Annotated in this window: 20 protein-coding genes; 12 read left to right on the forward strand and 8 right to left on the reverse strand. The window is 66.0% G+C overall.

Annotation, left to right across the window (positions count from 1 at the left end; translation table 11 throughout):
• Positions 1-6: 6 nt before the first annotated feature.
• Entirely contained in the window at positions 7-393 is a 387-nt protein-coding gene (locus tag ABW18_RS05740) for a GntR family transcriptional regulator (RefSeq protein WP_049697966.1), read from the forward strand.
• Positions 394-473: 80 nt separating this feature from the next.
• Here the strand turns inward: ABW18_RS05740 and ABW18_RS05745 are convergent, their stop codons facing one another.
• Positions 474-2,096, reverse strand: a complete 1,623-nt coding sequence (locus ABW18_RS05745; protein ID WP_083444311.1) for a dolichyl-phosphate-mannose--protein mannosyltransferase — start codon at positions 2,094-2,096, stop codon at positions 474-476.
• 29 nt (positions 2,097-2,125) lie between these two features.
• Between ABW18_RS05745 and rsmI the strand changes: the two genes are divergently transcribed.
• A complete protein-coding gene (gene rsmI / locus ABW18_RS05750) occupies positions 2,126-3,001 on the forward strand; it encodes a 16S rRNA (cytidine(1402)-2'-O)-methyltransferase (RefSeq protein ID WP_049697967.1) in 876 nt (291 codons plus the stop codon).
• Between the two features lie 49 nt (positions 3,002-3,050).
• Here the strand turns inward: rsmI and ABW18_RS05755 are convergent, their stop codons facing one another.
• From ABW18_RS05755 to metG, 3 genes are read right to left on the reverse strand one after another with little or no spacing between them, the layout of a single operon-like run.
• Positions 3,051-4,268: a GAF domain-containing protein gene (locus ABW18_RS05755; protein WP_049697968.1), complete on the reverse strand. Its 1,218-nt coding sequence runs from the start codon at positions 4,266-4,268 to the stop codon at positions 3,051-3,053.
• A 10-nt stretch (positions 4,269-4,278) separates the two neighbouring features.
• The gene (locus ABW18_RS05760; RefSeq protein WP_049698109.1) at positions 4,279-5,460 is read right to left on the reverse strand and encodes an aminodeoxychorismate synthase component I; all 1,182 of its coding nucleotides are present in this window, start codon (positions 5,458-5,460) and stop codon (positions 4,279-4,281) included.
• Between the two features lie 18 nt (positions 5,461-5,478).
• The gene (gene metG / locus ABW18_RS05765) at positions 5,479-7,050 is read right to left on the reverse strand and encodes a methionine--tRNA ligase (protein WP_049697969.1); all 1,572 of its coding nucleotides are present in this window, start codon (positions 7,048-7,050) and stop codon (positions 5,479-5,481) included.
• Position 7,051: 1 nt separating this feature from the next.
• Here metG and ABW18_RS05770 point away from each other — a divergent pair, with 1 nt between their 5' ends.
• Both ABW18_RS05770 and ABW18_RS05775 read left to right on the forward strand, forming a co-directional pair.
• Complete coding sequence (locus tag ABW18_RS05770) at positions 7,052-7,285, forward strand: alanine-zipper protein (RefSeq protein ID WP_049697970.1); 234 nt, start codon at positions 7,052-7,054, stop codon at positions 7,283-7,285.
• On the forward strand, positions 7,279-8,394 hold the full coding sequence (locus tag ABW18_RS05775; RefSeq protein ID WP_049697971.1) for an alpha/beta hydrolase: 1,116 nt from the start codon (positions 7,279-7,281) through the stop codon (positions 8,392-8,394). Before ABW18_RS05770 ends, ABW18_RS05775 begins: the two co-directional genes overlap by 7 nt.
• Before the next feature lie 25 nt (positions 8,395-8,419).
• Here ABW18_RS05775 and ABW18_RS05780 read toward each other — a convergent pair whose 3' ends face one another.
• Complete coding sequence (locus ABW18_RS05780) at positions 8,420-10,774, reverse strand: glycoside hydrolase family 65 protein (protein ID WP_049697972.1); 2,355 nt, start codon at positions 10,772-10,774, stop codon at positions 8,420-8,422.
• The gene (locus ABW18_RS05785) at positions 10,771-11,481 is read right to left on the reverse strand and encodes an HAD family hydrolase (protein ID WP_049698110.1); all 711 of its coding nucleotides are present in this window, start codon (positions 11,479-11,481) and stop codon (positions 10,771-10,773) included. Before ABW18_RS05785 ends, ABW18_RS05780 begins: the two co-directional genes overlap by 4 nt.
• 162 nt (positions 11,482-11,643) lie before the next feature.
• Between ABW18_RS05785 and ABW18_RS05790 the strand changes: the two genes are divergently transcribed.
• The 4 genes from ABW18_RS05790 (at position 11,644) to rsmA (ending at position 15,641) form a co-directional block, all read left to right on the forward strand.
• On the forward strand, positions 11,644-12,501 hold the full coding sequence (locus tag ABW18_RS05790; protein WP_049698111.1) for a PhzF family phenazine biosynthesis protein: 858 nt from the start codon (positions 11,644-11,646) through the stop codon (positions 12,499-12,501).
• Positions 12,502-12,565: 64 nt separating this feature from the next.
• A complete protein-coding gene (locus ABW18_RS05795; protein WP_049697973.1) occupies positions 12,566-13,480 on the forward strand; it encodes a TatD family hydrolase in 915 nt (304 codons plus the stop codon).
• Between the two features lie 203 nt (positions 13,481-13,683).
• On the forward strand, positions 13,684-14,769 hold the full coding sequence (locus ABW18_RS05800; RefSeq protein WP_049697974.1) for a resuscitation-promoting factor: 1,086 nt from the start codon (positions 13,684-13,686) through the stop codon (positions 14,767-14,769).
• Positions 14,733-15,641 carry a 16S rRNA (adenine(1518)-N(6)/adenine(1519)-N(6))-dimethyltransferase RsmA gene (rsmA, locus tag ABW18_RS05805; protein ID WP_049698112.1) on the forward strand — a complete coding sequence of 303 codons (909 nt, stop codon included), beginning with the start codon at positions 14,733-14,735 and terminating at the stop codon, positions 15,639-15,641. The genes ABW18_RS05800 and rsmA overlap by 37 nt, the downstream gene beginning before the upstream one ends.
• A 100-nt stretch (positions 15,642-15,741) precedes the next feature.
• Here the strand turns inward: rsmA and ABW18_RS05810 are convergent, their stop codons facing one another.
• Positions 15,742-16,731 carry a TIGR03557 family F420-dependent LLM class oxidoreductase gene (locus tag ABW18_RS05810; protein ID WP_049697975.1) on the reverse strand — a complete coding sequence of 330 codons (990 nt, stop codon included), beginning with the start codon at positions 16,729-16,731 and terminating at the stop codon, positions 15,742-15,744.
• A gap of 250 nt (positions 16,732-16,981) precedes the next feature.
• On the opposite strand from ABW18_RS05810, the gene ABW18_RS05815 reads away from it, so the two are divergent.
• From ABW18_RS05815 to ABW18_RS05825, 3 genes are all read left to right on the forward strand, one after another.
• Positions 16,982-17,959, forward strand: coding sequence for a 4-(cytidine 5'-diphospho)-2-C-methyl-D-erythritol kinase (locus ABW18_RS05815; RefSeq protein WP_049697976.1), 978 nt, complete (start codon positions 16,982-16,984; stop codon positions 17,957-17,959).
• 76 nt (positions 17,960-18,035) lie between these two features.
• On the forward strand, positions 18,036-19,172 hold the full coding sequence (locus tag ABW18_RS05820; RefSeq protein ID WP_152930024.1) for a lipase family protein: 1,137 nt from the start codon (positions 18,036-18,038) through the stop codon (positions 19,170-19,172).
• A 71-nt stretch (positions 19,173-19,243) separates the two neighbouring features.
• Entirely contained in the window at positions 19,244-21,115 is a 1,872-nt protein-coding gene (locus tag ABW18_RS05825) for an ABC-F family ATP-binding cassette domain-containing protein (RefSeq protein WP_049697977.1), read from the forward strand.
• A 28-nt stretch (positions 21,116-21,143) separates the two neighbouring features.
• Here the strand turns inward: ABW18_RS05825 and ABW18_RS05830 are convergent, their stop codons facing one another.
• The gene (locus tag ABW18_RS05830; RefSeq protein WP_082946634.1) at positions 21,144-21,995 is read right to left on the reverse strand and encodes an SGNH/GDSL hydrolase family protein; all 852 of its coding nucleotides are present in this window, start codon (positions 21,993-21,995) and stop codon (positions 21,144-21,146) included.
• A 175-nt stretch (positions 21,996-22,170) separates the two neighbouring features.
• On the opposite strand from ABW18_RS05830, the gene ABW18_RS05835 reads away from it, so the two are divergent.
• Complete coding sequence (locus tag ABW18_RS05835; protein WP_049697978.1) at positions 22,171-24,459, forward strand: carbon starvation CstA family protein; 2,289 nt, start codon at positions 22,171-22,173, stop codon at positions 24,457-24,459.
• Positions 24,460-24,464 lie beyond the last annotated feature (5 nt).

The following is a 24,464-nucleotide window of genomic DNA, read 5'->3' on the forward strand; positions in this document are numbered from 1 at the left end:
TCGACGATGGACCTCGCCGCACGGCTCGCCATCGACCACGACTCCGATCACGCACCCTTCGAACAGGTCCGCCTCGGCGTCATCGACCTCGTCACACGGGGCCAACTGCTTGTCGGAGAACGACTTCCGACGGTGCGCGCACTAGCCGCCGACCTCGACCTCGCCCCCAACACGGTCGCGAAAAGCTATCGCGAACTCGAGGCCGCCGGGATCATCGAGACCAGGGGCCGACGCGGAACATTCGTCAAAGCCGGATCGAACACGACGCTCGACGATGCCCAGCGCGCCACCGTCGACCACGTCGCCGCGCTGCGTGCGATGGGAGTCGACGACGCCACGATCGTCGACCTGGTCACGCGGGCCGTCGGCGGCGACGAGCACCCCGCTGGCTGAGCGCCCCGCCGCTGGTTGAGCCTGTCGAAACCACCCCGCCCATCGTTGGTTGAGCTTGTCGAAACCACCCCGCCCGCGCGTCAGCCCCAGCTCGGCAGCCAGATCTGTTGGTGCCATTCCTCGGGCGAGATGGGACTCGCGGTCAGGATCGGCCACAGCCAGGCGAAGTTCGCGACGACCAGCCCGATGTAGATCGCGACGACGATGATGCCGAGAACCTGCCGTTCCGGCCGGGGTCTGGTCGGCGACGATCTGGTCGCGCGCAGTGTGTCGCCACAACACAGAGCCAGGCCCATCACGAGGAACGGTGCCAGGACCGTCGCGTAGAAGAAATACATCTGGCGGTCGAGTTCGGCGAACCATGGCAGAAAGCCCGCGCCGTATCCGACGATCACCGCGGCGTAGCGCCAGTCGCGTCGGATCAGAAAGGCCCACAACCCCCAGAGCAGCATCGGAATCGCCAGCCACCACATTGCCGGTGAGCCGATCAGCATCTGGGCGCGGACACATTGGCCGCCGCCACATTGGTCGGGTCCGTTCTCCAGTGCGTACAGCATGGGGCGCAGGCTCATGGGCCACGTCCACGGCTTGGACTCCCAGGGGTGGTGGTTGCCCGCCGAGTTCGTCAGACCGGCGTGGAACTTGAGCACCCCGGCCTCGTAGTACAAGAGCGATCGCCACGCGCCGGGCACCCACGCGTACGGTCCGTCGGTCCCGATCGTGTTGCCGACCTGGTAGCGGTACACCGACGTCTCGCTCGTGAACCACGGGACAAAGCTCGCGAAGTAGATGGCGATCGGCATCACGACGAGGCTCGCGACGCCGGGTACGGCGTCGCGAACCAGCGCGCCCGCCCAGGGGCGTCGAACGTGATAGGCCTTGCGCGCTGCGACGTCGAATCCGATCACCAGCAGGCCGAAGAAAATGATGTAGTAGATGCCCGACCACTTCGTCGCACACGTCAGTCCGAGCATCACACCCGCGGTGAAGCGGTACCACCGGAAGCCCAGGCGAGGTCCGAACTGTGAGTCGTTGATGCGGCCGTCGAGGTAGGCGTTGAACATCCGCTCGCGTACCTGGTCGCGGTCGCAGATGACCGCGGTGAATGCCGCGACCACGAACAGGCACTGGAAGATGTCGAGCATGCCCATGCGTGACTGCACGAACAGCACGCCGTCGCATATCGCGAATACCGCGGCGATCGCTCCGATGAGTGTCGACCGTGCCATTCGACGCACGACCCGGTAGATCAACACCACGATCGCGACGCCCGCGACCGCGGACATGACCCGCCAACCGAGCGGACTGTATCCGAACATCCACTCGCCGACGGCCAACAGCCACTTGCCGGCCGGTGGATGCACGACGAGTCCGTAGGCCGGATTGTCCTCGATCCAGTTGCCGCCGGTCAGCACCTGCCAGCCCTGCGGAACGTAGTGCTTCTCATCGAAGACCGGTGTGCCCTGGTCTGTGGGGTGGTTCAGCCCCCAGAAGCGGGTGGCGGTGGCCACCAGAGTGATGATCAGACCGACGATCAGGCCCCGCGTTCGGTCGGGTGCGCCGAAGAGCGGCACCTCGATTTCGGGGTCGGGTCGGACCCGCGTCGAACGCAGCGCGGCCACCTTGAGCAGGCGTCCGCGGGCGGGCGTCGGATCGGCGGCGGGCGCAGCGATGGGTCCGTCGACGATGGTCACCCGGACCATCGTAATGTCCCGCTCGTACAGTGATTCGCATGATTCCCGCTCCGGACGCGTCCGACACCGACACGGGCAACGGTCGACTCGTCCTGGCCGCGACCCCGATGGGTCAGGTCGACGACGCGTCGTCGCGTCTGCGGCATGCCCTCGCGACCGCCGACATCGTGGCGGCTGAGGACACCCGACGCACTCGGGCGCTGGCCCAAGCGCTCGACGTGACGATCACCGGAAACGTCGTCAGCTACTACGACCAGGTGGAGGCCGCACGGACCCCGGCGCTCCTCGATGCGATCCGCGCCGGAAGCACAGTGCTACTGGTCACCGATGCCGGCATGCCATCGGTCAGCGATCCGGGCCACAAGATCGTCGCAGCATGTGCGGCGGCGGGTCTGCGAGTCACCGCGCTGCCCGGACCGTCGGCGGTGACCACTGCGCTGGCGGTCTCCGGCCTACCGTCGGACCGCTTCTGCTTCGAGGGTTTCGCGCCACGCAAACATCAGGCACGGCTCGACTGGCTGACCCAGTTCGTCGACGAGCCGCGCACCGTTGTCTTCTTCGATTCGCCCCACCGCCTCGCCGACACCCTCGTCGACGCCGTCGACGTTCTCGGACCCGATCGCGAGGCGGCGGTGTGTCGGGAACTGACGAAAACGTACGAGGAGATCCGTCGGGGCCCGCTCGCCGACCTCGCGCAGTGGGCGGCCGAGGGCGTCCGTGGCGAGATCACCGTCGTCCTGGCGCCGGGGGAACGTCGGGTACCGGCCGTCGACGACCTCGTCGAACAGGCCGAACAGCTCGTCGCGGGTGGTCTACGACTCAAGGAAGCCTGCGCACAGGTCACCGAGGGTACGGGCGTGTCGCGGCGCGACATCTACGAGGCGGTCCTGGCCGCACGCACCGAGACGGACTAGCGTCGCAGGTCACCGAGCTGACCGGGACTGCTGGACAATCAGCCGACCGTCAGTCGGGGACGACGGTCAGCGTCACGTCGGTGGCAAGCCGGTACGGCCGACTGGCCACGAGGGTGCCGACGGCCCGGCGCAGGCGCGACATCTCGGACCGCACCGACACCTCGTGGGTCGCGTCGCCGAACAGCATCTTGCTCAACTCCGCAGAGGTGAGGCCCGCGCGCCCGGCGTCGGAAAGCAGTAGCAGGATCTGCGCGTGACGTCGCGTGATGACGATGGTGATGTGGTCGGGACCGTCGGTGACATGAATCGACGGTTCGCCGCGGAGGTCGAGCTCGATGAGAATCGGACCCGGCGGTCCTGCCGGGCGTACCACCCAGCCGCCGACGATGCGCTCGGCGACGCACACACCGAGCCCCGTCACGAAGCGCAGCTCACCGTCGCTCGGTGGGGCGATCCTGGTCGGGGCGATCACTCCGCGGCTGTCTGCGACGAGACCGTCGTCGTCGACGAGTAGCGCAGCCTTGAAGGCGGACAACGTCTTTCCGCCGACCTCACGCAACGTGCTCAGTCTGCGCTGGTGCTCGTCAGAGACGTCGCGGGCGCAGAACTCGGCGACAGACGCTGCAAGCATGAGCGTCGCGGGCTGGACGGCATTCATCTGCCCTCCGAAGGCAATCACCCCGGCGACGTCGCCGGTGACCCGATCGAGGACGGGAGCTCCCGTGCAGTACCAGTCGCCCAGTGCCTTCGCGTAATGCTCGGCGGGGTAGACGCGCTGCGGTCTGGGGTCGGCGAGTACCTGTCCCACCACGGTCGTTGCGGCCGATTCTTCATCCCAGCGCGCACCCTCGGTGATGTGCAACCCGTGCGCCGCGTCGCGGAGTCGGGAATCCGCTTGTCCCCACAGCATCACGCCGTCGGCGTCGAACATCCCGAAGACGAGCTCGGATTCGTCGGCGCTTGCCTCGACGATCGCCCGGGCTGCCGTCGACGCGTGCCGAAGCGAACTCTGTTCACGGCGACGGTCGAGTTCGTCGGCATTGACCAGTTCGGGTTGATGAGTGTCGCGTTGGTGTCCGCGGGTGCGGGCGCGCAGCCACGATTCGAGAACTGATGTCGGCGGCGTGTAGTTGTCCGGATAGCGGTGCGCAGTCTGTGTCGAGCCGACCGCGTCAGCGCCGAGTGATTCACTGATGATCGAGGCTCGGATATCGGCGAGGTCGGTGGTGATCTCGGCGGCCTGCTGGACGGTCGCGGCCCAATTCATATCGATAACGTTAGCCGAGCACACTCGGTCGCGCGTTGATCACACTTGCGGCTTTGTCGAGGCATTCCTGCCATTCACGACGCGGATCCGAATCGGCGGTGATGCCGCCACCGACGCCCAGCGCCATCGAGCCGTCGGGTGCGATCTCGACTGTCCGGATCGCGACGTTGAGGTCGAGCAGGCCTCCTGGACCTGCCAATCCGACTGCCCCGCAGTACACCCCGCGTGGGTCGCGCTCCCAGTCGGCCAGCAGTTGCATGGCCCTGAGCTTGGGTGTTCCGGTGACCGACGCCGGGGGGAACGTGGCATCGAGTAACGCCACGTTGCCGATCTCCGGCGGCAGTTGCGCCCCGACCCGCGAGACGAGGTGCCACACGCCCGGCGCGCCGACGACCTCGAGCAACCTCTCGACGCGCACAGACCCGGTGCATGCCACACGACCAAGGTCGTTGCGTACGAGGTCGACGATCATGATGTTCTCGGCGATGTCCTTCGACGACGCCGCGAGCACCGTCGGGTCGTCGCCCGCGGCGATCGTGCCCTTGATGGGTGCCGACCACACACGCTCGCCACGTCGGGACAGGAAGGTCTCGGGGGAGAAGCTCGCCACTGCGCCCCAATCGCCCTGTAGGAAAGCGGATTTCGCGGGTCGGGTGTGCGACGCGAGATCTGCGAAGAACCCGCACGCAGATCCGGTGAGTGTTCCGGTGAATCGGGTACACAGGCATGCCTGATAGATCTCACCAGCGCTGATGGCCTCGAGACAGTGTTCGATCGCTGCCAGGTGTGGTCGAGGGTCTGGCGGTTCCCACCGGGTCGACCACCCTCGGGTCGAGTCGTCGACTTCCGTTGCGGCATCGGCCAATACCTCGCGCACCCAGTCGGGCGGCCCGGTGCCGGAGGCGCTGACGTGCTGCCAGTGCCCATCCTTGAGCACCAGGAGGTGGTCGGTCTCACCACCGGCGATCGTCGGCAATGCTGATTCGACGCCGCGCACCGGAAAACCCAAGTATCCCAACCAGAATCGGTCGGGACGATCGGGTGGTGTAAGACCTGGGCGCAACTCGATCGACGGCGCGATGACCGCGTCGGCATCCCACCAGTCGCCCACAAGGGCTGCGGGAGGCGGTGATCCGCGACGCGCGGTCGCCACCTGCAGCGTGCGTAGCAGGTCCGTCGCGGTCGGGGTCAACGCGTCACCGCACACCGCTCACGCGTCGCGGCGCGGGAAAATCACTGTGGGCTTGGGCAATTGGGTTCCGGGCGTGAGGCGATCGTCGACGGTTGTGAACTCTCGATCGTCGCCCACAGCCAGTAGGTCGAGCAGCGCGTTGCACGACGTCGGCATGACCGGCTGCGCCAGCAGTGCGACCACGCGAACCACCTCTGCGCACACGTAGAGCACGGTGCCCGTCCGCTCGAGGTCGGTCTTCGCGAGCTTCCACGGTTCCTGTGCCGAGATGTACCGATTGGTCTGCGCCAGCACTGACCACAGTGCCTCGAGTCCCAGATGGATCGCCTGCACGTCGAAGTTGTCGCGCACGCGCGGCAGCAGTGTGCTTGTGGCGTCGAGGATCTCGGAGTCGGCGTCGGTGTAGGCGCCGGGGGTCGGGACCGCACCGTCGAAGTACTTGCCGATCATCGACAGCGTGCGCTGCGCGAGATTACCGAACTCGTTGGCGAGGTCGGCGTTGACGCGTGCGGTCATGCTCTCGGCGGAGTACGAGCCGTCCTGGCCGTAGGGCACCTCGCGCAGCAGGAAGTAGCGGAGTTGGTCGAGGCCGAACTCGTCGAGGAGGCTCTCCGGATCGACGACGTTGCCGAGCGACTTGCTCATCTTCTCGCCCTTGTTGAACAAGAAGCCGTGCGCGAAGACCCGCTTGGGCAGTTCGATTCCTGCGCTCATCAGAAACGCCGGCCAGTAGACGCAGTGGAAGCGGATGATGTCCTTGCCGATCACATGCAGATCGGCGGGCCAGTACCGCTCAAACGTGGCGGCGTCGTCGGGGAAGCCGACGCCGGTGAGGTAGTTGGTCAGCGCGTCGACCCACACGTACATGACGTGATCGGGATGCCCGGGCACCGGGACGCCCCAGTCGAACGTGGTGCGCGAGACCGACAGGTCGGTGAGGCCGCCCTTGACGAAGCTGACCACCTCGTTGCGTCGGACATCTGGTCCGATGAACTCCGGGTGCGATTCGTACAGTTCGAGCAGTCGATCCTGATACGCCGAGAGTCGGAAGAAGTAGGTCTGTTCCTCGGTCCAGGTCAGGACGTGCCCGTTGTCGGAGGCCACGCGCTCGCCCGCCTCGTTGACCGTGGTGTCGGTCTCGGCGTAGAAGGTCTCGTCACGGACGTCGTACCAGCCCGAATAGGTGTCGAGGTAGATGTCGCCCGTGTCGGCCATGCGCTTCCAGATGACTTCCGACGCGCGCTTGTGGTCGTCGTCGGAGGTTCGGATGAAGCGCTCGTAGCTGGAGCCGAGGCGGTCCTGGAGAGCCTGGAAGCGATCGGAGTTGCGCTTGGCCAGCTCCGCCGTCGGGATGCCCTCTTTCTCCGCGGTCTGCTGCATCTTCTGCCCGTGCACGTCGGTTCCGGTGAGGAATCGGACGTCGAATCCGTCGAGACGCTTGAACCGGGCGAGTGCGTCGGCCGAGATGTACTCGTAGGCGTGCCCGATGTGCGGTGCGCCGTTGGGGTAGGCGATGGCCGTCGTGATGTAGTACGGACGCCCGGCGCCGTGTGATGTACGCGTGTCGGTGCTGGTCAGATCAGTGGGCATAGTGCCTGCCAGGATACTTGGTCGCCCGACGCCCGAGCGCCCCGCGTCGACCGCGCGCTCGGGGACGGCCGACTGGGCGCTCGAGACGGCCGACTGGGCGCTCGATATCGCCGACCGTGCGCCATATCGTGCCGACTGTGCGCCAGATCGTGCCGACTGGGCGCTCGAGACAGCCGACCGTGCGTTCATCGAGGCCGATCGAAGTGACACGTCCCGTATTCTGACCGCATGGTGATGGCTGATCGACCCGAGGTGGAGACCGCATCCAAGCCCGTCGCGGCGTTGACGATGGTTGGCCTCGGCGAGAGTCTGCTGAACGGTCTCGCGCGAGTGCCCTTCTCAAAACCGTGGAAGGGGCCTGCCGGATTCCTCGACAACGTCGGCCAGTCCGTCACCAGGAACACCATTCGCGCGTTCATGGGGTATTCGATGGGACTGCCCATCGAGGAGTTCCGTTCGATGGAGAAGGCGCTCGACGACATCTGCAACGTCGTCCTGCCGCCGGTCATCGAACTCGCGGGCAAGGTCGACATCTCCGAAGACGAGATCAACGGCGTGTCGGGAATCTGGTGCCGCGCCAAGGCCAGCAGCGACGAATTCGTCGACGACGACGAAACCAAGGAATCCATCGGGGCAACTGTTCTGTACCTGCACGGTGGTGGATACATCGGTACGACGCCGATCATGTACTCGGCATTCGCCGCAGCGCTGGTTCGGATCACCGGTTTCGAGATCTTCATCCCGGACTACCGAATGGCACCCGAGTTCCCCTTTCCCGCAGGAGTTCTCGACGCCGCCGACGTCTACCAGGGCCTACTCGACCGGGGGATCGACGCCGATCACCTGATGGTTGCGGGAGATTCCGGCGGTGGTGGTCTCGCGACGTCGTTGATCAGCTATCTGCACAACCAGGGCATGCCTCGGCCGGCGGCGCTTGCGCTGTTCTCGCCCGAGATCGACCTCGACCTCGACAACGCCTCGGTGACCGAGAACGCCAAGTACGACATCCTGCCGTGGAGCATCCCGGTCACCCCGTACCTGCACGGCGTGCAGCCCAACGACGTCAGGGTGTCGATCGTCTACGCCGAACCGAGTCCCGACTGGTTTCCCCCGACGTTCGTCTGCTGGGGCGAGTACGAGATGTTCCGCGACGGCATCCGCGACTTCGTCGGGAAACTCGAGGCCAACGGTGTCGGCGTGTACGGATACGAGGGTCGCGGTATGTTCCACGTCTTCCCGATCCTGATGCCGTGGGCGGAGGCGTCGAAAGACGTTCTGAGAGAACTGCGGACGCGCATCGCGCGCAACATCAAGGCCGACCCGGAGGCCAAGCCGACGCACTGAGGCGTCGGGCTCGGCCACCCGGGAATCAGTCTCGATGATACGGCTCGCAGCCCACCGGTGCCTTCGGCGGCTCGCGATGTTCGATCTCTGCGATGTCGCGCGTCACCGGGTGCTCCGCGGTGAGCGTGAATTTCTCACCGTGGTGCGCGAGATCGATCTTCGGACCGGACAGCAGGCGGTACGTCGCGGTCTTCTTGTCGACGGCGACGACGATCTTCGAATCCCGCACCGTCATACGGAAAGACATGTAGGTCAGTCGCGGTGGGAGCCGGGGCGCAAACGTGATGTGGCCACCGAAGTCGCGCATGCCGCCGAATCCCGCGACGCAGTCCATCCACGCACCCGCGAGCGCGGCGATGTGCAGACCACTGCTGACGTTGCTGTGTAGGTCGTGAAGATCGGTGAAGACCGATTCGGCGAGGAGGTCGTAGCTGAGGTCGAGATAGCCCACTTCGGCAGCCGTCACGGCCTCACAGCACGCCGACAGCGAGGAGTCGCGAACGGTGAGCGGATAGTAGTAGTCGAAGTTGCGGAGCTTCTGTTCCTCGGTGAACGCCCGGCCGAACATGTACATCGCGAACACGAGGTCGGCCTGCTTGACCACCTGTTTGCGGTACAGGTCGTAGTACGGATAGTTCAGCAGCAGTGGGTATTTGCCGACCGACGCCGCGAAATCCCACGCGCCGAGCAGGGTGAACGCCTCGCACTGCTGGTGGACTCCCAGTGCGTCGTCGTACGGGATCGTCATGTCGTCGGCGCACGATTCCCAGTGCGCCGCTTCAGCATTCGTCACGCCGTACTTCTGCGCGAGATCGGGGCGGCGATGGACCCAGGCCACTCCGTCGCGAAGTGCCAGTTGCGCAGCGAGATTGGTGAACACGTTGTTGTTGACGACGGCGGTGTACTCGTCGGGTCCGGTCACACCGTCGAGCCGGAAGTGTCCGTTGACGTCGTGATGCCCGAGGCCGGCGAAGAGACGGGCGATCTCGACGAGAAGCTCGACGCCGCACTCGGTTTCGAACTGTTCGTCCTCGGTGGCGCGCATGTAGCGTGCGGTCGCGTTGGCGATGTCGGCGCTGACGTGCACACCCGCGGTACCGGCAGGCCAGTAGCCCGAACACTCGTCACCATTGATCGAGCGCCACGGGAACATGGCGCCACGCTGTCCGAGTTCTGCTGCGCGTGACTTCGCCTTGTCCATCGTCGAATGGCGCCAACGCAATTCCTCACCTGCTGCCGCCGGGACGGTGTAGGTGAGCATGGGCAGGATGAAACTCTCGGTGTCCCAAAAGGTGTGGCCGTCGTATCCCGGTCCGGTGAGTCCCTTGGCGGGGATCGCGCGTGACTGTCCGCGCGCACCGGCCTGCAGCACGTGGAAGAGCGCGAAGCGCACCGCCTGCTGAACCTCGGGATCGCCGTCGAGTTCGATGTCGGCGTCGCGCCAGAAGTCGTCCATGTAGGCGGTCTGCATCGCCTTCAACGATTCCCAGCCGGTCTCCATCGCCATGGCGAGGGCGGCGTCGACCTGAGCACGAAGTGCGGGAACCGACCGTCGCGCCGACCACCCGTATCCGATGTACTTGGTCATCTTCAACGACGTTCCTTCCGGAACGTTCGCCGCGATGGTCAGCCGGGCCAGATCGTCGTCGGCACGGATGAAACTGTCTGCCGCACCGGGGAAGTCGATCTGATGATCCATGCCCGCCGCCATGTGCAACCCGGACTGTTTGGTGTGGTGCACCAGGATGCCCCAGTAGTTGCGACACGTCGCGAGGTCGGAGACCAGTGGCGACTCGAGCGCTGCGGCGAGTCGGGGATCGTTGCCCGGCACCGGAACCGGCTCGTTGGCGAGCAGATCGGACTGCAGCACGATCTTCATGTCTTCGCCGACGGGCTCCACTTCGTAGTGGATTGCGGCGATGGTGCGTTTGGTGAACGACACCAGCCGCTCGGACTTGATACGCACCGTGCGGCCGGTCGGCGAGGTCCAGAGAGTGTTGCGACGCAGCGTTCCGGTACGGAAATCGAGTGTCTGCGAGTGTTCTTCGGTGCGGCCGTATCGCAGATCCATCGGCTCGTCCTCGACGAGGAGGCGAATAATCTTGCCGTCGGTCACATTGACGACGGTCTGGCCGGATTCGGGGTAACCGTAGCCGCTTTCGGCGTACGGCAGATCCCGCAGTTCATAGAAGCCGTTGAGGTAGGTGCCGGGATGGTCGACCGGCTCACCCTCTTCGAAGCTCCCACGCAGTCCGATGTGGCCGTTGGACAGGGCGAACAGCGTCTCGTTTCGACCGAGCTTCTCGAGATCGACTCCGCGCCAGTGCAACTGCCACGGATCGATGTCGAATCCGGTGGTCTGTTCTGTGGTGCGGCTCATGCGGGGATCAGCTCGTCGAGATCGTTGACGACGATGTCGGCGCCCGTGGTGCGCATCGCCTCAGCCTGGGTGCCGCCGACTCGGTCGATACCGACGACGTAGCCGAAGTGGCCTGCCACGCCTGCCTGTACACCTGAGATCGCGTCCTCGAAGACGGCTGCTGCCGTCGGTTCGACGCCCATCAATTCTGCCCCCAAGAGAAATGAGTCGGGCGCGGGTTTCCCGCGCAGTCCACGTGCGGCCGTTTCCTGTCCGTCGACACGCACTTCCACGTACTTCGACAGTCCTGCAGCGTCGAGTACGGCCTCTCCGTTCTTCGACGATGTCACCACTGCGATGCGTAGCCCGGCTTCCTGGGCGGCCTGCAGATAACGCACCGACCCGGGATAGGGATTCACGCCGTCACTGGAGAGTTTGTCCAGGAACATCGCGTTCTTCTCCGAGCCGATTCGCTCGGTCGTCGTCTCATCGACATCGTCGATGCCGCGTGACGACAAGAACGCGCGCACACCGTCCTCCCGTGGACGACCGTCGACGTAGTCGAGGTAGTCCTGTTCGGTGAACGGCACGAAGTCGTCGCCGTCGCGGTCACGTAGGAAGTCGTCGAAGGCGGCTTTCCACGCAACGCGATGTAGGACGGCGGTACTCGTGAGAACACCGTCGAGGTCGAATAGGGCGACCGAGATCTGTTCTGGCAAACCCAACACGTCCGACACGCTACCCGCCTGGGGGGTTCACGGCGCGGTATGCGCACAGACCACACGTCGAGCCCAGGTGCGCAGCGGCGCGTCGCGCCGGTGCCCGGCGGCGCGAGATCCGTCGTCGCAAATCGCTGGACAACCCTCGGTCGCGGCGGCGAGCATGGGTTCATGTCTTCAGTGCAGCAGTCCCGACGTTTCGCCCAGGTCGACGTGTTCAGCTCGAAACCGTTGCGCGGCAACCCCGTTGCCGTCGTTGTCGATGGAGACGGGATCTCCGACGATGATATGGCGGCATTTGCTCGCTGGACTAATCTTTCCGAGACGACGTTCATCCAGTCTCCGACCGACCCCGCCGCCGACTATCGACTGCGCATCTTCACTCCCGGTGGCGAACTCCCTTTCGCGGGACACCCGACGCTCGGGTCGGCGCACGCGTGGCTCGCCGCGGGCGGATCGCCGCGCGGTGCGAACGTCGTTCAGGAGTGCGGCGTCGGACTGGTCACGATTCGTCGTGACGGCGATCGGCTCGCCTTCGCGGCGCCCCCGCTGCGCCGATCGGGTCCGGTCGACGACGCCCTCGTCGACGAGGTTCTTCCGTCCCTCGGACTCTCACGTGAGCACGTCCGCGCCGCGGAATGGATCGACAACGGTCCGCCGTGGTTCGTGCTCGAACTCGACTCCGCGGAACGGGTGCTCTCGGCGAGACCCGACCTCGCTGCACTGGGGCCGCACGACGTCGGCCTCCTCGGACGCTACGAGTCCGGGCACCCCGACGACCCGGACGTCGAGTTCGAGGTGCGCGGTCTCGCGGGCGGCGAGGCCGTCGGCGAAGACCCCGTCACCGGCAGTCTCAACGCGGGGATCGCGGTGTGGCTGCGTTCGAACGGCCGCGTGGGCGCGAGCTATGTGGCATCGCAGGGCACCGCCGTGCAGCGTTCGGGACGAGTCCACATCGACGACGACGGCGAGCACATCTGGGTCGGCGGGCAGTCGACGACGGTCATCAGCGGGACCGTCGATCTCTGATCGCTGCTTTCTGCTCTCTAGCTCTCCGACGGGGTCGCGTCCGTCACCTTCTAGAGTCGAGTCCATGACGGATGGTGCAGACACTTCGGCCGGCACGCAGCCGGTTGGAGAATCGACGACCGAGAGCGCCAAGGCCGCAAAGAAGCGTCGACGCCGCGAGCCGCCGCCGGACCCGACGCCGCTCTACGGGCTGATCGACGCGCACACGCACCTCGCCGCGTGCGGCGGGCGTTCGCCGGAGACCGTTCGCGCCATCGTCGACCATGCCGAAAGTGTCGGCGTAGAGATGATTGTCACAGTTGCCGACGACATGGTCGACGCTCGGTGGGCCGTATCGGCGGCGGACTGGGATGACCGGGTCTACGCGGCGGTCGCGCTGCACCCGATGCACGCGGGCGACCTCGACGACGCGACCTCGCGGGAGCTGGAGCAGATGGCGCAGCATCCGAGGGTGGTGGCGGTCGGCGAGACCGGTCTCGATTACTATTGGCCCGCCCGGTCCGACGACTGTGCGAAGCCCGAGATCCAGCACGAAGCCTTCCGCTGGCACATCAGGCTCGCGAAGAGCATCGGTAAGCCGTTGATGATCCACAACCGCGAGGCCGACCGCGATGTGCTGGACATCTTGGCTGATGAGGGCGCTCCTGACACCGTGATCATGCATTGCTTCTCCGGTGACCAAAACGTTGCACGCGAGTGCGTCGAACGAGGCTACTTCCTCAGTTTCGCGGGCACTGTGAGCTTCGCCAATGCCGCGTCGCTGCGAGATGCCGCACGCGTTGTGCCGGATGAGTTGCTGCTCGTCGAAACCGACGCTCCGTTCCTGACGCCGGATCCCTATCGGGGACAACCCAATCAGTCGTACTGTCTGCCGTACACGGCGAGGTCTTTGGCGTCGACGCGTGGAGTCGACGCCGAATCGTTGGCCAGGACGCTCGGCGAGAACGCGCGACGCGCCTACCAGCTACCTTTGCGGTAATCGCCCCGTCTCGTTATCGTATTGTGATCCCGCGTGATGGTGGGCGTCGATTGATCGGATGATTCGGTCTTTCTTCGGGAGTGATCTCGGGGCCACAGAGCCTCTGTAACTCGCTCCTGCGACGCCTGACGTGGGTTGACTCTGTCGCCGATCAGGATGCTTGGACCTTGTCTGTACTTGCGAGAATTCACAACTCAGAATCGATGCGCGCTCGCGTGGCCGTTGGCGCCGTGCTCGCCACCCTCGCCGCCGGTGGCGTCGCGGGCGTTGCGATGCACAAGAACGTGACGCTCGACGTCGACGGTCACACCATGAAGGTCTCGACCATGGCGATGTCGGTCGATTCGGTGCTCCGCTCGCAGGGGTACACCCCGGCCGAAGGCGACCAGGTCAGCCCGGGAGCAGATTCCGGCTTCGACGACGGCTCGACGATCACCATGAAGCGCCTCAAGACCGTCGTCCTCGACGTCGAGGGTCAAAAGCAGCAGGTGAAGACCACCGCGGTCAAGGTCGACGAGCTTCTCGCCGAGAAGGGACTCGCTCACGGCGAAGACCAGACCAACTTCTCGGCCGGCGGAGCCATCCCGGTCAGCGGTGCCGTCGTCGACGTCACCCTGCCCAAGGCCGTCACTGTTGTCGACGGCGGAGTGCGGTTCAACACCACCGTGCCCGCTGCGACCGTCGCCGATGTTCTCACCGCGACCGGCAAGCCGCTGTCCGACGAGGACAAGGTCACTCCGGCTGCGGACACCAAGGTCGCGCCGAACATGGTCATCGACGTCACCCGTATCCGGACCGAGCGGGACACCGTGCTCGAAGACGTCGCCCCGCCGGAGATCAAGCAGGACGATCCGACCCTCATCCGCGACAAGAAGGTCGTCGTGAAGGCGGGCAAGCCGGGACGCGCAAACGTCACCTACAACGTCACGATCGTCAACGGCAAGGTCGTCAAGCGCGACAAGCTCTCCGCCGACCAGCTCGCTGCTCCGATCGCCGCAACCGTCAAGATCGGCACCAAGGAAGGCGCGCCCGACGTGCCGTCGGGTTCGGTCTGGGACCGTCTCGCGCAGTGTGAGTCGACCGGAAACTGGGCCATCAACAACGGCAACGGCTTCTTTGGCGGCATCCAGTTCGACCAGAACACCTGGGATCGCTGGGGCGGCCAGGAGTACGCGCCGCGCGCCGACCTCGCCACGCGTGAGGAGCAGATCGCGGTTGCCTCGAAGACCCAGGCAGCGCAGGGGTGGGGCGCTTGGCCCGCCTGCTCGTCGAGTCTGGGCCTGCGCTGACAGACGACGCGGAATCGCCCGCTCCGCGGCTGCTCGGCCCGGCACAGATCCGACGCCTCGCCGCGGAGCTCGACGTTCGTCCGACCAAAACACTCGGACAGAACTTCGTCCACGACGCCAACACGGTTCGACGCATCGTCGCGGCGTCGGGTGTCGGGCCTGACGACACCGTCCTCGAGGTCGGACCAGGCCTCGGCTCGCTGACGCTCGCGCTGCTGGGCACCGCGGGACGGGTCGTCGCCGTCGAGATCGACCCGAAACTCGCTCAGCGGCTGCCGCACACCGTCGACGAGTTCGCTCCCCAGCGTGCCGACGCACTCGACGTCGTCACCGCCGACGCACTGGCCGTGACCGCCGACGATCTGCCGGTGACCCCCACCGCGATCGTCGCGAACCTGCCGTACAACGTTGCGGTGCCCGTGCTGCTGCACCTGATGACCGAAATTCCCTCGATTGCAACGGCTCTCGTCATGGTGCAGGCCGAGGTTGCCGACCGACTCGCGGCAGGCCCCGGCTCCCGCGTCTACGGTGTGCCGAGCGTCAAAGCACGATATTTCGGAGACGTGGCCCGCGCAGGTGCCGTGGGACGTAACGTCTTCTGGCCGGAGCCCAAGGTCGAGTCGGGTCTCGTCCGCATCACCCGTACGGACCCGTACGTCGATGAATCAGCCACCCGCGCACAGGTTTTCGCCGTCATCGACGCCGCCTTCGCGCAGCGCCGCAAGACGATGCGATCGGCGTTGGCCACTTGGGCGGGATCGCCCGCCGAAGCCGAACGACGACTCCGCGCGGCGGGCATCGACCCACAGATCCGCGGCGAGAAGCTCGACGTCGGCGACTTCGTGCGCCTCGCGGGCGTCGAGCCCGCCTGAGCTGTCGACTGGGCGCTCGAGTCCGTCGACTGGGCGCTCGAGACTGTCGACTGTGCGCTCGAGACTGTCGACTGGGCGCTTGAGACCGTCGACCGGGCGCTCACCCCGCAGCTGACCGCAGCTTCGCGAGCAGTGGCTCGGCGGCTTCGTCGAAGAATGCCTGCTGTGAGTCGGCGCCGATCTGGATGAGCGCGACGTCGGTGAAGCCCGCCTTCCAGTAGGCGCTCACAGCCTCGACGATCGCGTCGAGGTCGGGTCCACACGGGATCGACGCCGCGACGTCGTCGGGTGTCACGTACTTCGTTGCCGCGGCGAATCCTGCAGTGGTGCGTAGGTCGGCGTTGACGTCCCAGCCGCCGCTGAACCACCGAAACTGTTCGTGGGCACGCTTTTTCGCGACGTCTGCGTCGGGATCCCAACAGATCGGGATCTGGCCGATCGCGCGTGCGTCCGTGCCGATCGTCGGAGCGTCGTCGACCTCGTTCCACAGCGAGATCAGCGACGCCTCCGGCTGTACTGCGATGAGGTGATCAGCGATCGGCGCGAACTGTCCGATGCCGCGCTCACCTGCGACTGCGACACCGATCGGCACGCCGTCCTCGGGGACGTCCCACAGCTTCGCGGAATCGACCTGGAAGAACTCGCCGCGATAGTCGAGCAGTCCGCCGTCGAGGAGTGCTCCGATGATCTCGATGCCCTCCACGAGCATCTCCTGCCGGTCACCGACCGACGGCCACCCCTTTCCGACAGCGTGCTCGTTGAGGTTCTCGCCGCTGCCGAGGCCGAGCGTGAACCGTCCTTCGGCGAGAATCTGCAGCGTCGCGGCCTTCTGCGCGACGACGGCCGGGTGGTAGCGCATCGTCGGACATGTCACGTAGGTCATCAGCCCGACGCGCTCGGTCGCGTGCGCGATGGCACCGAGCACTGTCCACGCGTAAGGCGCGTGTCCCTGCGCCGACAGCCAGGGAGAGTAGTGGTCGCTGGATACCTCGAAGTCGAAGCCCGCGGCTTCGGCACTGACCGCGTCCCGGACGAGTTGTCGGGGCCCGGCCTGCTCGGTCATCAAGGTGTAGCCGAATCGAATTGCCATGTCGTGAACTCCATCGGTCGCGAACGTCGAGACTCTGGCAGGAGAGATGGCCGCTTGCTGGACCCGGAGGAAGGCGATGAGACCGACGCATGTGGCGCAGGACCGGATCGCACCCGCCTCGACAACACATCCGCCTCGACATCGACGCTACGCTCATCGATTCGTCACACCGGCTGTCGAGCCGTCAGCACCTCTCCCGGCTCCTCGCCCAGACCCTCACTCGGACCGCAGTCCATTACGCTGGAACATTGTGTCTCCTACGTCGTTGTCGGTCGTGTCCGACGCCGTGCGTGTGCGGGTGCCCGCGAAGGTCAACCTGCACCTCGGCGTCGGACCGTTGCGTGCCGACGGCTATCACGATCTCGTGACCGTGTTCCAGGCGCTCTCGATCTACGACGACGTCTCCGTTGCCCCGGCGACAACGCTGAGTGTGTCTGTGACCAGGGACAGCGGCAGGGGTTCCGGCTCGCGCGATGTCTCCGACATTCCTGTCGACAACACCAACCTTGCTGCACGCGCGGCCATCGCTCTCGGCGAGTACGTCGGCAGGGAGCCCGCGGTCTCGATCGACATCGTCAAACGCATCCCAGTAGCGGGTGGCATGGCGGGTGGCAGCGCCGACGCCGCGGCAACCCTCGTCGCGTTGGCAGCGCTCTGGAAGCTCGACGTCGACCGCGCGGAACTCGTCGAGCTCGCCGCGGGCCTCGGCAGCGACGTCCCGTTCTCGTTGCGCGGCGGCACGGCACTCGGTACCGGCCGCGGCGAGCGCCTCGTGCCCGTCCTTGCCCGCGGAGATCTGCACTGGGTGTTGGCCCTCGCACGCGACGGACTGTCGACACCAGCTGTCTATCACGAGCTGGATAGATTGCGGGACAACGGTTCTCACGATGTCCCCGAGGGCGACGTCGATCCGGAGACCGCACACCCCGATGCCCTGATCTCGGCGTTGGCATCCGGCGACGCCAACGCCGTCGCCTCCCACCTGCACAACGATCTGCAGCGCGCCGCACTGAGCCTGCAGCCGACGCTGCGTCGAACCCTGCGTGCGGGGGTCGACGCCGGGGCGCTCGCCGGAATCGTCTCGGGCTCTGGACCCACATGCGCGTTCCTGTGCGCCGACGACGTGTCAGCGGTCAACGTCGCAGCCGAACTGTCGGGCGCGGGTGTCGCCCGCGCGGTTCGCACCGCGAGCGGACCTGTCCCCGGCGCACGCGTGACCGATGAGTGACGTGTTGATGAGCGACGCCCAACCAAGCCGTCTTCGACGCCGCTCCGCTGTGCGAACGCGATACGGGCGGCGCGGTCTGCCGCGTGGTGTCGGTGTACTGCTCGCCGCGGTCGTGTCGGCCTCGGCGAGCGTGATGCTGGCACCGCAGGCCGCCGCCGAGGATCTCGTGCCCGGCGGGACCGTCATCACGCGCGAGCGGGTGCCCGCCGAACAACTCCCGCCGGGCGCCGCAGCGGCCGAGCGCGTCGAATACGTCACACGCGACCAGACCGGACGCAGCGCGCCGTCGTCGGGAATCTATTGGATTCCGCAGGGCACGCCGCCTCCCGGCGGGTGGAAGATCGTCTCGTGGGCTCACGGCACCACCGGAATCGGCGACTCCTGCGCGCCGTCGAAGACCAAGACGGGGTCGGGAGTCGACGCCGCAGTCATCGCCGCGCTGAAGGCGGGATATGCCGTCACCGCAACCGACTACGCGGGCCTCGGTACGGCGGAGCAGACGGAGTACCTCGGTGGTCGTGCCGCCGCGCACTCCGTGCTCGACATGCTGCGTGCGGCGCGATGGGAAGAATCCCGCCTGAGCAACGACTGGGTGTCGATGGGCCATTCGCAGGGCGGACATGCCGCACTCTGGGCCGGACACATGGCTGCCGCATATGCCCCTGAACTGCGGTTACATGAGGTTGTCGCCGCTGCGCCCGCGTCGGGGATCGAGTCGGTGTTCAGTGCGTTCACACCCAACGTGCCGAGCCTCGGCAAGGGAAACATCGTCGGCGGGCTGCTGTTGTTCATCCTCGCGGGCCTCGACCACGCCCGCCCCGATCTGAACGTGCGCGATCATCTGACCGACACCGGGGAGAAGTACCTCGAACTCGCGCACCAGAAGTGCTCCGGCGACTTCTCCGATGCGCTGCGCTCGGTGTCGCCGGGGTCGCTCGTGGCGCGCGCCTTCACCGACAAGGCATTCACCGACGCGCTCGCGGACTACACATCGGTTCCGTCCAACGACTGGCACGTGCCGATCCGGATCGACCACGGCCTGTTCGATCCTGTTGTGCCATACGTACTCTCGGCCTCGCTGGTGCGTCGATTGCGCTCGGCGGGCGCCGACGTCTCGTTCGTCACACACCCGCGTGCAGATCACACGAGCGTCGTCGAACAGTCTCTTGACGACGAAATGCGCACTATCGGGCAGGCGTTCGGACGCGATTAGGCCTGTCGGCAGGGCACGGGGCCACAGACGGCCACGCCGACCTGCGCCGCGCGCATTGGTAGCCTCGACCGGTGTCACCTGCCAATCCAACCGCGCTGATCAACGCCGACCGCATCAGTAAGAGCTACGGGATCAAACCGCTGCTCGACGAGGTGAGCCTCGGCGTGCACGAGGGTCAGCGCATCGGTGTCGTCGGACTCAACGGCGGCGGCAAGACCACGCTCCTCGAGATCCTCGGCGGCGTCACCGAACCCGACGCCGGGCGCATCTCTCAGACCGGCGGTATCCACGTCGCGGTCGTCACGCAGCGCGGTGAACTACCTGCAGGCGCAACAGTTTCCGACGTCGTCGTTGGCGACGATGTAGAAGTCCACGAGTGGGCGGGCGATGCGCGAGTGCGCGGCGTCCTCGCGGGAATCGGTATCGACGGCCTTCTCGATCGACGCGTCGACGAACTGTCCGGCGGGCAGCGGCGTCGCGTCGCGCTGGCGGCCGCGCTGGTCACCGACTCCGACGTGCTGATCCTCGACGAGCCGACCAACCACCTCGACGTCGAAGGCGTGCAGTGGCTTGCAGAGCACCTCGTTTCTCGACGCGGCGCGCTCGTCGTCGTCACTCACGACCGCTGGTTCCTCGACACCGTCGCCACGCGCACCTGGGAGGTGCACGACGGTCAGGTCGATGAGTACGAGGGCGGATACAACGACTGGATCTTCGCGCGCGCCGAGCGGGCACGACAGGCCGACGTCGCGGAGGAACGTCGCCAGAACCTTGCGCGCAAAGAGTTGGCATGGCTGCGGCGCGGACCGCAGGCGCGTACCTCCAAACCTCGGTATCGGGTCGAGGCGGCCGAGAAGTTGATCGCCGACGTCCCGCCACCGCGAGATTCGGTGGCGCTCTCGGCATTTGCGCGACGCAGACTCGGTCGCGTCGTGATCGAACTCGAGGACGCGCACATAGAGACACCTCCGAGCGACGACGGCGCGCCGGGACGCGTCCTGCTCGACGACCTCACCTGGCGACTCGCGCCAGGCGAACGTGTCGGTCTCGTCGGGGTCAACGGCTCGGGCAAGACGACATTGCTGCGGGCGCTGGCCGGTGAGGTCGACGTCGAGCCAGGGCGCCGGGTCGAGGGACTGACCGTCAGCATCGGTTGGCTCAAACAGGAACTCGACGACCTCGACCCCAACCAGCGGGTGCTCGACGCCGTGGAGTCGGTGGCAACGCGAATCACGCTGGGCGACAAAGAGATCTCGGCCAGCCAGCTCGCCGAGCGGCTCGGTTTCTCGCCGGCACGCCAGCGCACCCCAGTCGGGGATCTCTCCGGCGGCGAGCGACGTCGACTCCAGTTGACCCGCATCCTGATGGGCGAACCCAACGTGCTGCTACTCGACGAGCCGACCAACGATCTCGACATCGACACCCTGCAGCAACTCGAGGACCTGCTCGACAACTGGGCCGGAACCATGGTCGTGATCAGTCACGACCGCTACCTCATCGAGCGCGTCGCCGACAGCACGTGGGCTCTGTTCGGCGACGGCAAGCTCACCAATCTTCCCGGTGGGATCGAACAATATCTGCAGCGGCGCAAGGAGATTGCGGCGAGCAGCTCCGGCGACAACCGTTCTGCGGTGCTGTCGGGCGTGGCGGACAAGGCGACGGTATCGACAGGGGAGAAGTCGGCGGTGACGGCCGGTACCTCGCAGCCCGCCGCGCCTTCGTTGAGCGCGTCGGAGCACCGCGAGGCACGCAAGGCGATGAACCGACTCGAGCGGCGGATCGCGCAGCTGGACGAGCGGGAGGCGAAGCTTCACGTCGAATTGGCCGACGCGGCAAGCGATCCCGGCCGTCTCGTGACGCTCGGCGCCGAGTTGCGCGGCGTCGTCGACGAGAAGGAGACGGCCGAGATGGAGTGGCTCGAAGTCGCCGAGCAGCTCGAATAAGGTTGCGAGAGTAGTTGTTTGCGCGTAGTCAGCGGCGTATCGCGCCGTTGACAAGTGTCGCGACACCGATCGACCCCGCCTTGTTCAGGTGATAGGGATACGCGATGCGATTACTCAGGCTCGACTCGTACCACGACGTGAGACCGCACGGATCATGGCCTGCCGACGCACGATTGACGTCGACGAACTGTCCGTCGATCTTCGCGGTGGCTCGTGCGAGAGCACGGTTGGCCCGATCGAAAACCCCGTGAAGCCACCGCACGTCTGGATCGCTGATCGGTACCAGCGGCCAGCATCCGTGCGAACCCATGAAACCGCCGATACCCACGACGATGATCTGAGCGTGGGGGGCTTTTCTGCGGATGGCGGCGAGCGCCGGTGTGACGGCGTTCTCCATGACGGCGATGCGGTTGATGGCGAGCTGCGCCAGCCCGCGGTTGGAGCGGCAGTGTCTGTCGCCGAACGGCGAAGTGCCGCAGGGTCCGACGATGCGTCCCCACGCCATGTCGTTTCCGCCGATGCTCACGGTGACGACCTGCGCATCCGACGGGACCGACCACACCTGGGGCGGCTTGTACCCACCGCTGGTCTGCTGGCCGACGCGGTAGAGATGCTCGGCCAACGCGCCCGAGCAGGAGATGTCGATGAAGCGTCGCGGCAACGTCAGCGCCGCGACCACGGTCGGGTAGTTCAGCGCCGAGCGTTTGCATCCTCCGAAGTAGCCGGGCGTCGGAGTGAAGAAGCTGCCCGAGGCGCGTGAATCGCCCAGCGCCACGTACGGCCCGCCCGAGTAGCGCACCGGTGTGCTGCCGGGATCCGCGCCGGCCCGCGAGGACGTGAATCCGCCGCCGGCCAGCAGGGTCGCAGTGCACAGCACCACGAGCGCGATCGCGACGATCGGCCGTCGTAGGAACCGCTTCAGATCAAGCCCATCAGGTTGCACAGAATGAACTTTAGGTTGTCTCGCACACATTTTTGGTATGCGGTGTGAATCACATATCCGTGAGTAGAGTGATCCGCGGCATGTGCGAGCTTCCAAGGAAGGGCAGTGAGCGATGACAACCGTGTCAGAATCTTCGACGTCGACGCGTGACGAGTTTCCCGACGTCGAGTTCGTGACTACCGATCCCGACCGACCACCCGTAGCGGTGATCGACCGGAGTCCGATGACACCCGCGAAGAAGGCGATCTTCGCGGTGATCGGCCTCCTCGGTGCCATTGCCTGGGTGGTCATCGCCCTCGTCCGTGGCGAATCGGTGAACGCGGTGTGGTTCGTCATCGCGGCGCTGTGCACCTACGTCGTCGCGTATCGCTTCTACGCTCGGCTCATCGAGATGAAGGTCGTGAAGCCGCGCGACGACATCGCGACTCCCGCCGAGGAGTACGACAACGCTCGCGACTACATGCCGACCGACCGTCGGGTGCTGTTCGGCCACCACTTCGCGGCGATCGCCGGTGCAGGGCCACTCGTCGGGCCGGTGCTGGCCGCGCAGATGGGCTACCTGCCGGGCACGATCTGGATCATCATCGGCGCGGTGGTCGCCGGATGTGTGCAGGACTACCTCGTCCTCGCGATCTCGACTCGACGTCGAGGACGCAGCCTCGGCCAGATGGCCCGTGACGAACTCGGGTCCGTCGGCGGCACGGCCGCGATCGTGGCGGTGCTCGTCATCATGGTCATTCTGATCGCGGTGCTCGCGCTCGTCGTCGTCAACGCACTGGCCGAGAGTCCGTGGGGTGTCTTCTCGATCGCGATGACCATCCCGATCGCGCTCTTCATGGGTGTCTACCTGCGGTATCTGCGGCCGGGCCGGATCAGCGAGGTGTCTGTGATCGGCGTCGTGCTGCTGCTGTTGGCCATCGTCGCCGGCGGGTACGTCGCCGAGACGTCGTGGGGGCAGGACTGGTTCAGCCTCTCGCCGGTGGTGCTCAGCTGGGCGATCATCATCTACGGCATCGCAGCGGCCGTGCTGCCGGTCTGGTTGCTGCTCGCTCCGCGCGACTACCTGTCGACGTTCATGAAGGTCGGCACCATCGCGCTGCTGGCCATCGGCATCCTGGTGGTACAGCCGGTCATGAAGGCCCCCGCGGTCAGTGAGTTCGCGTGGAACGGAAACGGCCCGGCGTTTGCCGGTGCCCTGTTCCCGTTCCTGTTCATCACGATCGCCTGTGGCGCGCTCTCGGGCTTCCACTCGCTCATCGCGTCGGGCACCACCCCCAAGCTGCTGGCCAAGGAGGGACAGGCTCGGATCATCGGCTACGGCGGCATGCTCACCGAGTCCTTCGTCGCGATCATGGCGCTGATCACCGCATGCATCCTCGATCAGCACCTCTATTTCGGCATGAACGCACCGAAGGCGCTCACTCAGGGAACCAATCAGGGAGCTGCCGACTACGTCAACGGCCTCGGACTCAGCGGAAAGCCGGTCGACGCACAGTATTTCGCCGACGCCGCGCAGAGCGTCGAGGAGAAGTCGATCGTCTCCAAGACCGGCGGTGCACCGACGCTCGCGATGGGAATGTCGGAGACGCTGCAGCGTGGGTTCGGCGGAGAATCGTTGCGCGCCTTCTGGTATCACTTCGCGATCATGTTCGAGGCGCTCTTCATCCTCACCACGGTCGACGCCGGGACGCGCGTGGCGCGCTTCATGCTGTCCGACGGTATCGGCAACCTGCCCGGTGCTCGTCGTTTCAAAGACCCGTCGTGGCGCCCCGGAGCGTGGGTGTGCACCCTGATCGTCTGTGCCGCATGGGGTTCCATCCTGCTGATGGGTGTCACCGATCCACTCGGCGGTATCAACACGTTGTTCCCGCTGTTCGGCATCGCCAACCAGCTACTTGCCGCTATCGCGCTGACGGTCGTGACGGTGGTCTTGATCAAGCGGCGCCAGTGGAAGTGGGCTTGGATACCCGGTGTGCCGTTGGCATGGGACCTCATCGTCACCATGTCGGCGTCTTGGCAGAAGATCTTCTCGTCGAATCCCGCCATCGGCTACTGGGCGCAGCACCGCGCATTCGTGAACGCCAAGGACGACGGTCTGACCACGTTCAAGACCGCCAAGAGCATCTCGGAGATCGATGCGGTCATCCGCAACACGTTCATCCAGGGAACACTGTCGATCATCTTCGCCGTGCTCGTGTTGATCGTCGTGGCGGCGGGTCTCTGGGTCGCGGTCAAGGCCGTGCGCGCGGGCGGACTACCCACCACCGAGGAGAAACCCGTTCCGTCGAAGATCTTCGGGCCGCGCGGACTGTTCCCAACACGTGCCGAGAAGGCGGTGCAGCGCGAATGGGACGAATATGATGCCGCCCAAGGGATTTCAGCTCGGAGTAGCGGACACTAGAAGGC

Source organism: Gordonia jacobaea (assembly GCF_001186365.1).
In the GTDB taxonomy this organism is placed as follows: Bacteria; Actinomycetota; Actinomycetes; order Mycobacteriales; family Mycobacteriaceae; genus Gordonia; species Gordonia jacobaea.

What these genes read in the sequence shown, in the direction of transcription:
- ABW18_RS05795 (WP_049697973.1), top strand. Translation starts at nt 12,566, where the DNA reads ATGACGGATGGTGCAGACACTTCGGCCGGCACGCAGCCGGTTGGAGAA.
- ABW18_RS05810 (WP_049697975.1), bottom strand. Translation starts at nt 16,731, where the DNA reads ATGGCAATTCGATTCGGCTACACCTTGATGACCGAGCAGGCCGGGCCC.
- rsmI (WP_049697967.1), top strand. Translation starts at nt 2,126, where the DNA reads ATGATTCCCGCTCCGGACGCGTCCGACACCGACACGGGCAACGGTCGA.
- ABW18_RS05740 (WP_049697966.1), top strand. Translation starts at nt 7, where the DNA reads ATGGACCTCGCCGCACGGCTCGCCATCGACCACGACTCCGATCACGCA.
- ABW18_RS05800 (WP_049697974.1), top strand. Translation starts at nt 13,684, where the DNA reads ATGCGCGCTCGCGTGGCCGTTGGCGCCGTGCTCGCCACCCTCGCCGCC.
- metG (WP_049697969.1), bottom strand. Translation starts at nt 7,050, where the DNA reads ATGCCCACTGATCTGACCAGCACCGACACGCGTACATCACACGGCGCC.
- ABW18_RS05835 (WP_049697978.1), top strand. Translation starts at nt 22,171, where the DNA reads ATGACAACCGTGTCAGAATCTTCGACGTCGACGCGTGACGAGTTTCCC.
- ABW18_RS05745 (WP_083444311.1), bottom strand. Translation starts at nt 2,096, where the DNA reads ATGGTCCGGGTGACCATCGTCGACGGACCCATCGCTGCGCCCGCCGCC.
- ABW18_RS05755 (WP_049697968.1), bottom strand. Translation starts at nt 4,268, where the DNA reads ATGAATTGGGCCGCGACCGTCCAGCAGGCCGCCGAGATCACCACCGAC.
- ABW18_RS05790 (WP_049698111.1), top strand. Translation starts at nt 11,644, where the DNA reads ATGTCTTCAGTGCAGCAGTCCCGACGTTTCGCCCAGGTCGACGTGTTC.
- ABW18_RS05780 (WP_049697972.1), bottom strand. Translation starts at nt 10,774, where the DNA reads ATGAGCCGCACCACAGAACAGACCACCGGATTCGACATCGATCCGTGG.
- ABW18_RS05775 (WP_049697971.1), top strand. Translation starts at nt 7,279, where the DNA reads ATGGTGATGGCTGATCGACCCGAGGTGGAGACCGCATCCAAGCCCGTC.